10 protein-coding genes, 1 tRNA gene and 1 pseudogene are annotated in these 8,735 nt (G+C 67.2%); 6 read left to right on the top strand and 6 right to left on the bottom strand.

What is annotated here, in order from left to right; translation table 11 throughout:
• A pseudogene (locus FV220_RS01380) lies at positions 1-328 on the bottom strand (histone deacetylase); the annotation flags it as partial.
• 163 nt (positions 329-491) lie between these two features.
• On the opposite strand from FV220_RS01380, the gene FV220_RS01375 reads away from it, so the two are divergent.
• The 3 genes from FV220_RS01375 (at position 492) to FV220_RS01365 (ending at position 4,099) form a co-directional block, all read left to right on the top strand.
• Positions 492-1,652 (top strand): ceramide glucosyltransferase, encoded by a 1,161-nt coding sequence (locus FV220_RS01375; RefSeq protein ID WP_147829159.1) that lies wholly within the window; start codon positions 492-494, stop codon positions 1,650-1,652.
• A 96-nt stretch (positions 1,653-1,748) separates the two neighbouring features.
• On the top strand, positions 1,749-3,125 hold the full coding sequence (eat, locus tag FV220_RS01370; RefSeq protein WP_147829157.1) for an ethanolamine permease: 1,377 nt from the start codon (positions 1,749-1,751) through the stop codon (positions 3,123-3,125).
• A 275-nt stretch (positions 3,126-3,400) separates the two neighbouring features.
• Entirely contained in the window at positions 3,401-4,099 is a 699-nt protein-coding gene (locus tag FV220_RS01365) for a type 1 glutamine amidotransferase (protein WP_147829155.1), read from the top strand.
• A gap of 43 nt (positions 4,100-4,142) precedes the next feature.
• Here FV220_RS01365 and FV220_RS01360 read toward each other — a convergent pair.
• A tRNA-Leu gene (locus FV220_RS01360) sits at positions 4,143-4,229 on the bottom strand.
• A 143-nt stretch (positions 4,230-4,372) separates the two neighbouring features.
• On the opposite strand from FV220_RS01360, the gene FV220_RS01355 reads away from it, so the two are divergent.
• Together FV220_RS01355 and FV220_RS01350 are read left to right on the top strand one after the other, a co-directional pair.
• Positions 4,373-4,954, top strand: coding sequence for a YqaA family protein (locus FV220_RS01355; RefSeq protein ID WP_018044975.1), 582 nt, complete (start codon positions 4,373-4,375; stop codon positions 4,952-4,954).
• Positions 4,951-5,442, top strand: a complete 492-nt coding sequence (locus tag FV220_RS01350; RefSeq protein ID WP_147829153.1) for a disulfide bond formation protein B — start codon at positions 4,951-4,953, stop codon at positions 5,440-5,442. The genes FV220_RS01355 and FV220_RS01350 overlap by 4 nt, the downstream gene beginning before the upstream one ends.
• 18 nt (positions 5,443-5,460) lie before the next feature.
• Here FV220_RS01350 and FV220_RS01345 read toward each other — a convergent pair whose 3' ends face one another.
• From FV220_RS01345 to FV220_RS01330, 4 genes are all read right to left on the bottom strand, one after another.
• Complete coding sequence (locus FV220_RS01345; protein WP_056140625.1) at positions 5,461-5,946, bottom strand: DUF1178 family protein; 486 nt, start codon at positions 5,944-5,946, stop codon at positions 5,461-5,463.
• Between the two features lie 25 nt (positions 5,947-5,971).
• Positions 5,972-6,847 carry a carbon-nitrogen hydrolase family protein gene (locus tag FV220_RS01340; RefSeq protein ID WP_056140622.1) on the bottom strand — a complete coding sequence of 292 codons (876 nt, stop codon included), beginning with the start codon at positions 6,845-6,847 and terminating at the stop codon, positions 5,972-5,974.
• Positions 6,844-7,116, bottom strand: a complete 273-nt coding sequence (gene grxC / locus FV220_RS01335) for a glutaredoxin 3 (protein ID WP_056140619.1) — start codon at positions 7,114-7,116, stop codon at positions 6,844-6,846. The genes FV220_RS01340 and grxC overlap by 4 nt, the downstream gene beginning before the upstream one ends.
• A gap of 118 nt (positions 7,117-7,234) precedes the next feature.
• The gene (locus FV220_RS01330) at positions 7,235-7,591 is read right to left on the bottom strand and encodes a response regulator (protein ID WP_003603128.1); all 357 of its coding nucleotides are present in this window, start codon (positions 7,589-7,591) and stop codon (positions 7,235-7,237) included.
• Positions 7,592-7,799: 208 nt separating this feature from the next.
• On the opposite strand from FV220_RS01330, the gene FV220_RS01325 reads away from it, so the two are divergent.
• Positions 7,800-8,708, top strand: a complete 909-nt coding sequence (locus tag FV220_RS01325) for an N-formylglutamate amidohydrolase (RefSeq protein ID WP_147829151.1) — start codon at positions 7,800-7,802, stop codon at positions 8,706-8,708.
• Positions 8,709-8,735: the final 27 nt, after the last annotated feature.

The raw sequence follows: 8,735 nt of genomic DNA, 5'->3' as shown, positions 1-8,735 counted from the left end.
GGCCATGGACCAGCGCGAGCCGCGCTGCCGCGAGGGTGCCGCCCGCGGAGGCACAGGAGCGGGCGACGACGCTCTCGTCCACCGGAAGGCCGATCTCGCGCTCGATCTCCCGCGAGACCAAACAGGAGAGGACCGCATCGACGTAATTCGAGCGGTGCGCGCGGTTCAGCAGGGCCGCATCGGCGGGCTCCGGCCTGACGAAACCGGAAGGGGCGAGGCCGAGCGCCGCCAGCGTTTCGGCGAGGCGACCGTATTTCCGCATCGGGAACCGGTGCCCGTCCGGCAGGACGGCCTGATAGGCGGGGTGGACGACGATGGGTGGAATCATGTCGCGTCGGCGATCTGCCACGTCTCGGTCACACCGGCCCCTTCCCTTCGACGAGGAGCCGATCGACTCCGCATTGCTGTCATACGACTGAAACAGCCTGCCTGTTACGGCCTCGGGCAGGGGCTGGTTCCGTCAGGCGGCGGATGCCCGGAGGGAGCACGGCATGATCGGCAGCATCGAGACCGGCGCGATCGTCGCGCTCTCGCTCTGTGCCGCGCTGACCCTGGTCAATTGTCTCAGCATCGCCATCGCCGCATGGCGCATCGGCCGCAACCGCGGCACGCCGAGCTTTCCCAGCGCCGCGCCGATCTCCCTCGTACGCCCGGTCTGCGGCCTCGAAGCGTTCAGTGAGGAGATGCTCGAGCGCGGCTTCCATCTCGCCCATCCGGATTACGAGCTGATCTTCTGCGTCGCCGACGGGCGCGATCCCATCGTCCCTCTGCTGCATCGCCTGATGGCGGCCCATCCGGCGGTGCCGGCTCGGCTCATCGTCGGCGACGAGCGGATCAGCGACAATCCCAAACTCAACAATTGCGTGCGCGGCTGGGAGGCGGCCCGCCACGACTGGGTGGTGCTCGCCGATTCCAACGTCCTGATGCCGCCGGACTACCTGCAGCGGCTGCAGGCCTCGTGGCGGCCGGATACGGGCCTCGTCTGCTCGACGCCCATCGGCGCACGGCCGCATGGTTTCTTCGCCGAACTGGAATGCGCCTTCCTCAATACGCTCCAGGCGCGTTGGCAATATACCGGCGAGAGTCTCGGCCTCGGCTTCGCGCAGGGCAAGAGCATGCTCTGGCACAAGCCGTTCCTCGACGGGCGGGGCGGCATCCGGGCGCTCGCCGCCGAGATCGCCGAGGATGCGGCGGCGACCAAGCTCGTGCGCGCGGCGGGCAAGCAAGTGCATCTCGTGGCCGCGCCCTTCGACCAGCCCCTCGGATTCCGGACGTTTCGTGAGGTCTGGTCGCGGCAGGTGCGCTGGGCGCGCCTGCGCCGGGTCACCTTCCCGCATTTCTTCGCGCCCGAGATCGGCTCGGGCGCGGTGCTTCCCTTCGCCATCGCGGCTCTCGCGGTCCCGGACGCTCCGGTCATGATCGGCGTCGTCGCCATGGCCATGCTCTGGTACGGGGCCGAGTATACGCTCGCCGCCCGCGCCGGGTGGCACCGCTCTCCCCGGCTCCTCCTCGCCTTCCTCCTGCGCGACGCGATCCTCCCCGTCATGTGGGCGAGCGCCTGGATGCAGAGCGCCATCGTCTGGCGCGGTAACGCCATGGACATCCGCCCCAAGGAGACGCCCCGCCTGCGCACCCGCGCCACGGCGGCGTGAGGCCGGATACGGGCTTCGCACGCCCTATTTCTCTTGCGGCAAAACTCTTGCTTGGCCATTCCCGACGGCAGCCTTCGCCGATGACGGGAACCCACCATGCAAAGCGAATCCACCGGCCTGCATAAGGGCCTGAACGCCTTCCATCTCTGGGGCATCGCCGTCGGCCTCGTGATCTCGGGCGAGTATTTCGGCTGGAGCTATGGCTGGGCCAGCGCCGGAACGCTCGGCTTCCTGGTGACCACGACCTTCATCGCGGCAATGTACGTCGCCTTCATCTTCAGCTTCACCGAGCTCACCACGGCCATTCCGCAGGCCGGCGGCCCCTTCGCCTATAGCCGGCGCGCCTTCGGGCCCATCGGCGGCTGCATCGCGGGCTACGCGACGTTGATCGAGTTCGTCTTCGCGCCCCCCGCCATCGCGCTCGCCATCGGGGCCTATCTCAACGTCCAGTTTCCGGGCCTCGACCCGAAACATGCGGCGCTCGGCGCCTACCTGATCTTCATGACCCTCAACATCGTCGGCGTGCAGATCGCCGCCACGTTCGAGCTGTTCGTGACCATCCTGGCGGTGGCCGAATTGCTGGTCTTCATGGGCGTCGTCGCCCCGGCCTTCAGCTTCTCCAATTTCGCCGCCCATGGCTGGGCCGGTGAATCCACATTCAGCCTCGCCGCAATCGGCGGCATGTTCGCGGCCATTCCCTTCGCCATCTGGTTCTTCCTCGCCATCGAGGGCGTCGCCATGGCGGCGGAAGAGGCCAAGGACCCCAAGCGCACGATCCCCATCGCCTATATCACCGGCGTCCTGACACTCACCGTCCTCGCCTTCGGCGTGATGATCTTCGCCGGCGGCTCGGGTGACTGGCGCACCCTGAGCAACCTCAACGACCCGCTGCCCCAGGCCATGAAGACGGTGGTGGGCGAGTCGAGCGGCTGGCTGCACATGCTGGTCTGGCTCGGCCTGTTCGGCCTCGTGGCGTCGTTCCACGGCATCATCATGGGCTATTCGCGCCAGATCTTCGCCCTCGGTCGCGCCGGCTACCTCCCCGGGTTCCTGGCCAAGGTGCACCCCCGCTTCCAGACCCCCCACGTGGCGACCGTGGCCGGCGGCCTCGTCGGCATCGCCGCCATCTACAGCGACAACCTCATCGAGATCGCGGGCCAGTCCCTCACCGCGAGCATCGTCACCATGGCGGTGTTCGGCGCGCTGGTGATGTACGGGATGAGCATGGCGGCCCTGTTCAAGCTGCGCCGCAGCGAGCCCGACCTCGCCCGTCCCTACCGAGCGCCGTTCTTCCCCGTCGCCCCCGCCTTCGCCCTGGCCATGGCCGGCATCTGCTTCATCGCCCTGGTCGTCTTCAACCCGATGATCTTCGCGATCTTCCTGGCCGTGATGGTGGTCGCGGTCGCCGCCTCGCACTTCCTGGCAAAGCCGGTGGAGACCGCTCCCGCCGCGACGCTCGATCCGGTCATCTGAGGAGCTAATTGAGACGTTTCTCCAATGCTTTACCTCATCCTGAGGTGCCGCGCAGCGGCCTCGAAGGAGCCTTCCAGGGATCGCTTTGGTTTCTGGAGGGCTCCTTCGAGGCCCTTTGCTCCAGCAAAGGGCACCTCAGGATGAGGCGGTCTGCTTGGACGATCGCCTTTGGCGGATGATCGACGTCGACATGAGTATTCGCTGAGAAATCCAATCAAGCAGGATCTGAGGGCATAGGGCTCGCATCGATCCCCTCTCTTGGCCATAAGGCGGCGATGAAGATTGGAATCATCGAGGCGGGCGCACCGCCCGCCCGCCTGGCCGAGACCTACCCGTCCTACGGCCGCATGGTGGAGAGGCTCCTCGGCGACCCTGCCGAGGTGACCACCTTCCCGGTGGCGGAGGGGCGGTTTCCCACCTCTCCCGAGGCGTTCGATGCGTTCGTCGTGACGGGATCGGCGGCGGGCGTCTATGACGACCTGCCGTGGATCGCGCCGCTCAAGAGCTTCCTGCGCGACCTCGACGGGCGCGCCAAGCTAGTCGGGCTCTGCTTCGGACACCAGATCCTGGCGGCGGCCTTCGGCGGCACGGTGGAGAAATCGGCCAAGGGCTGGGGCATCGGCCTCCACACCTATGACCTGTTCGAACGCGCGGACTGGATGGACGAGGCGACCCGCGTCTCGGTCCCGGCGATCCATCAGGATCAGGTCGTCGTTCCTCCGGCGGATGCCCGCATCCTCGGCGGCAACGCCTTCACGCCCTACGGCATCCTGTCCTACCCGCAACGCCGGGCGATCTCGTTCCAGGTCCATCCGGAATTCGAGACCGATTACGCCACGGATCTGATTGCCGGGCACCGGCCCGCTCTGCCCCACGACGAGGCGTTTCAGGCAGCCGCCGTCGCCTCGCTGCGCGGCGAGAGCGATGCTGCTCGCGTCGGCGGCTGGATCCGCCGTTTCCTGCAATCGAGATAGGGTTTGCCCGCCTCTGGCTCACGGGCCGCGTCGCAGGGGCGATTGGTGCGGGCGGTCGGAATCGAACCGACACTCTGTCACCAGAACCGGATTTTGAGTCCGGCGCGTCTACCAGTTCCACCACGCCCGCAACATCCGCCTCATGGCACAGGTTCGCCCGGACGGCCAGAGGGGTTTTGCGGGGAAACCTCGCCGCTACGGTTCCGGCTCGCAAGTCCGGCCAGGTTGTGCTCAAAGGGCCTCGCGCCCTCCCCTTTCGGATAGAAGCCCTTCATGATCCGCCGCCTCTACGAGTGGATACTCGCGCTCGCGGGCAAGCCGTCGGCCCCCTACGCACTCGGTGCGGTGGCGTTCGCGGAGAGCTCGTTCTTTCCGGTCCCGCCCGACGTGATGCTGGTGCCGATGGCGGTGAGCCGGCCCGACAAGGTCTGGTTCTACGCGACGATCACCACCCTGTCCTCGGTGGCCGGCGGGCTGCTCGGCTACGCCATCGGCGCCCTGCTCTACGATTCCATCGGGGTCTGGCTGTTCTCGCTCTATGGGCTGAACGAGAAGGCGGCGAGCTTCCAAGCCTCCTACGCCCAGTACGGGCATTGGGTGATCCTGCTGAAGGGGCTCACGCCGATCCCGTTCAAGCTGGTGACGATCACCTCGGGCTTCGCCCATTACGACCTGTTCTGGTTCGTCCTGCTCTCGCTCATCACCCGCGGGGCGCGCTTCTTCCTGCTCGCTGGGCTTCTGAAGCGCTACGGCGTATCCATTCGCGCCGTCCTCGACCGGCATCTGAATGTCGTCGCGGCCATCACGGTGGCCGTCGTCATCCTCGGCTTCGTCCTGTTCAAGGTGCTGCTGTGATCGATTACTCCACCCTTCTCCGTCTTCGCCGGGCTGCGCTGGCGGTCCTGATCGGCTCCGCACTGGCGATCGCGGGCGCCTTCTATTTTCAGTGGGTCCTCGGCTACGTGCCGTGCAAGCTCTGCCTGACGGAGCGCCTACCCTATTACGCGGCGATCCCGCTGGCCCTCCTGGCCCTGTTCACGCCCGAGCGCCTGACCCGGCTGATCCTCGGGATCGCCGCCCTCGGGCTGCTCTACGGGGCCGGCCTCAGCGTCTATCACGCGGGCGCCGAATGGGCGTTCTGGGCCGGCCCGTCCGATTGCGGCGGCGGCAGCGGCGCCAATCCCAGCGATGTGGGCGACTTCCTCGATACCCTGAAGGCGACGCGGGTCGCCGATTGCTCCACCGCCGCCTGGCGTTTCCTCGGCATCTCGCTGGCCGGCTGGAATGCGGCGATCGCCTTCGCCCTGGCCTCCATCGCCGGGACGGCGGCCCTCAAGCGGTGACGAGACGGGGCCGACCTCTCAGTTGAGGTCGCCCGGCAGTGCGGGGAGCGGCGCCACGTCGATTCCCTCCTCCACCAGCGCGCGCGCCTCGGCGGGACTCGCTTCACCGTAGATCGGCCGGGACTCGGCCTCGCCGTAATGCATGCGGCGGGCTTCCTCGGGGAAACGGGGGCCGACATTGTCGGCCGTCCGGGTCACATGCTCGCGCATGGCACGCATCAGGGCGCGCAACTGCCGCTCCGGCTCGGCCATCACCGGCACGTCCGCCGAAGGCACGGCAACGGACGCGCTCGCAGGAGGTTCGACAGTCGAGCGGCTTCGGTCAGGCGACAATGCGACGGTCTTTGCCAGCGCTGGCGCCATCATGGCCTTCGCGACCTTGGTCGAGCCGCAGGCCAGACAGGCCACGAGACCGTCCGCCGCCTGAGCGTCGTAGGAATCGCTCGAGCGAAACCAGCCCTCGAAATCGTGTCCGTTCTCGCAGACGAGCGTGTAGCGGATCATGGGCGGGATCGGACCGGACGCATGCTCACCCGGCCCGCCCGACGCGCTCGACCGTGAAGGGGCGCGCGTGTTTGAGGGCGGGGATCCGCCCCCTCGCCTCGGTGACGCGGGCGAGGTCGATCTCGGCCAGGATCACGCCGGGCTCCGCCCCGCCGGCATCCGCCAGCACCTTGCCCCAGGGATCGACGATAATCGAATGGCCGTAGGTCTCGCGGCCGTCCTCGTGGCGACCGCCCTGGGCGGCCGAGATCATGAACGATCCGGTCTCGATGGCGCGGGCGCGGTGGAGCACATGCCAATGCGCCTCGCCCGTCTGCTTGGTGAAACAGGCCGGCGCGCTGAGGATCGTCGCCCCGGCTTCCGCCAGAGCCCGGTACAGGGCGGGGAAACGCAGATCGTAGCAGATCGCGATTCCGAGCGGCGCCCACGGCGTCTCGGCGACGACCGCGCAGGCGCCGCCGGTATAGGTGTTGGATTCGCGCCAGCGCTCGCCGTTGGGAAGGTCCACGTCGTAGAGGTGGAGCTTGTCGTAGGACGCGGTGATCGCGCCTTCCGCATCGATGAGGAAGGCGCGGTTCGCGATCTTGTCGCCGTTCCGCACGGCCAGCGAGCCGATATGGACGACGATGCCGCGCTCGCGGGCCACATCGCGCAGGGCGGCGAGGGTCACGTCCTCGTCCTGCTCGCGCACGTTGGCGAACAGGCTGGCTTTGTCCCGCTCCACCAGGGAGGTCATTTCCGGCGTCTGGACGTAGTCCGCCCCCTGGGACGCCGCCTCTCGCACCAGGGCGACGGCGGCATCGCGGTTGGCGAGGGGATCGCGCCCGGACCGCATCTGGACGCAGGCCGCGACGAAGCGGGGCTCCGTCTTGCTCTGTTCCGTCGATGACGCGTCGCTCATGATTGCACTGCCGGCGCCGACAGGAGCGGGTCGAGCTTTCCCGACCGGTCGAGGGCATAGAGGTCGTCGCAACCACCCACATGCGTCTCGCCGATGAAGATCTGCGGCACACTGGTCCGGCCGCCGGCACGCTGGGTCATGGCGAGGCGCGAGCCCGCGATCTTCTCGACGTCGATCTCGGTGAAGGAAGCGCCCTTCTCCCGCAGCAAGGTCTTGGCGGCGGTGCAATAAGGGCACCAGGCTGTCGTATAGATGGTCACCGGAGGCATGGTTTGCTGACGTCCCGCTTCGCTCCCCTCAGCATATAGGGGAACGGCGGTCACCTTCCTACCGACAAGACACCGTCCTGTTACAAAGCCGTCGTCGGGCCGGGGATCACGTCCCGACTCAGGCGGCCAGCAGCTTCTCGACCTCATTGACGAGATCGCGCAGGTGGAAAGGCTTGGACAGGACCTTCGCGTCCTTCGGAGCCTTCGAATCGGGGTTGAGGGCCACCGCCGCGAAACCCGTGATGAACATCACCTTGATGTCCGGATCGAGTTCGGTGGCGCGGCGGGCGAGCTCGATCCCGTCCATTTCCGGCATCACGATATCGGTGAGGAGCAGCTCGAAAGGCTCCTCCCGCAGGCGGTTATAGGCCGACAGGCCGTTATCGAACGACAGCACGTCATAGCCGGCATTCTGCAACGCCTTGGCCAGGAACCGGCGCATGTCGTTATCGTCTTCGGCCAGGAGGATCTTCATCTGTCGGTGTCCCGCACCCGTGAGTCGCTGAGTTCATTTCATAAAGCGCAGACTTGGTAAACAAGGTGTTGAGATTGGTGGCCGGGCCACGTGCACAGGGGCACACCGTTCGTTTCACCTCAGGTCGTGTCACAGTGGACACCACCCTCCGCGCACCGCAAAGTGCGGTCATGCGTTTCCCCGTCAGCCCCTGGGCGCCCACGCCGCGATGACCGAGCCGAGCCTCCGCCGGGATGCAGCGAATCCAGGAGATTTCGCGCCACCCTTCGCCATCGACGAACCGAGGGAGCACACGCTTCCGTTCGTGTTCAACACGCCTCATTCCGGTGCGGTCTACCCGAAGGCCTTCCTGGCGGCGTCGCGCCTCGACCCGTTGGCGCTCCGGCGCTCGGAGGACGCCTATGTCGACAGGCTGTTCGCGCCGGTGGTCGATCTCGGTGCGCCGCTGATGCGCGCGAACTTCCCGCGGGCCTATCTCGACGTGAATCGCGAGCCCTACGAACTCGACCCACGCATGTTCGACGGACGCCTCCCGCCCTTCGCCAACACCCGGTCCATGCGGGTGGCCGGCGGCCTCGGCACGGTGCCGAGGGTGGTCGCCGACGGCCAGGAAATCTACCGCGGCCGGTTTCCCGTCGAGGAGGCGGTCGCGCGGATCGAGGAACTCTACAAGCCGTATCACCGCACCCTGCGCGGTCTCGTTCAGCGCACGGCCCGCGTCTTCGGCCACGCCATCCTCATCGATTGCCACTCGATGCCGTCATCGAGCCTGCTGCGCGAGGAGGATTCGAAGGCCGATTTCGTTCTGGGCGACAGGTTCGGAACGAGCTGCACCCCAGCCCTGATCGCGGCGTTCGAATATCATTTGCACGCGCGCGGCTTCCGCACCCTGCGTAACAAGCCCTATGCGGGCGGCTTCATCACCGAGCATTACGGCGAGCCGAATATCGGCCGTCACGCGCTCCAGATCGAGATCAATCGCGGTCTCTACATGAACGAGGCCACCCTCGCGGTCACGCAGGGCTTCGCCGATCTGGTCTGGATGCTGCGCGAGGTGGTGAAGGCGGTCGCGGAGGAGATGGACAGCCTCACGCCGCGCAGAATGGCGGCCGAATAGGCCCCGGCTTTCTGCCCCCGTCCATCC

This window comes from Methylobacterium sp. WL19 (assembly GCF_008040005.1).
GTDB classification, from domain to species: domain Bacteria; phylum Pseudomonadota; class Alphaproteobacteria; order Rhizobiales; family Beijerinckiaceae; genus Methylobacterium; species Methylobacterium bullatum.
Note: the sequence above shows the minus strand (reverse complement) of the source record. Positions and strands in the feature narration are given on the sequence as shown.

What these genes read in the sequence shown, in the direction of transcription:
- FV220_RS01345 (WP_056140625.1), bottom strand. Translation starts at nt 5,946, where the DNA reads ATGATCCGCTACACGCTCGTCTGCGAGAACGGACACGATTTCGAGGGC.
- FV220_RS01330 (WP_003603128.1), bottom strand. Translation starts at nt 7,591, where the DNA reads ATGAAGATCCTCCTGGCCGAAGACGATAACGACATGCGCCGGTTCCTG.
- FV220_RS01365 (WP_147829155.1), top strand. Translation starts at nt 3,401, where the DNA reads ATGAAGATTGGAATCATCGAGGCGGGCGCACCGCCCGCCCGCCTGGCC.
- FV220_RS01355 (WP_018044975.1), top strand. Translation starts at nt 4,373, where the DNA reads ATGATCCGCCGCCTCTACGAGTGGATACTCGCGCTCGCGGGCAAGCCG.
- grxC (WP_056140619.1), bottom strand. Translation starts at nt 7,116, where the DNA reads ATGCCTCCGGTGACCATCTATACGACAGCCTGGTGCCCTTATTGCACC.
- FV220_RS01375 (WP_147829159.1), top strand. Translation starts at nt 492, where the DNA reads ATGATCGGCAGCATCGAGACCGGCGCGATCGTCGCGCTCTCGCTCTGT.
- eat (WP_147829157.1), top strand. Translation starts at nt 1,749, where the DNA reads ATGCAAAGCGAATCCACCGGCCTGCATAAGGGCCTGAACGCCTTCCAT.
- FV220_RS01340 (WP_056140622.1), bottom strand. Translation starts at nt 6,847, where the DNA reads ATGAGCGACGCGTCATCGACGGAACAGAGCAAGACGGAGCCCCGCTTC.
- FV220_RS01325 (WP_147829151.1), top strand. Translation starts at nt 7,800, where the DNA reads ATGACCGAGCCGAGCCTCCGCCGGGATGCAGCGAATCCAGGAGATTTC.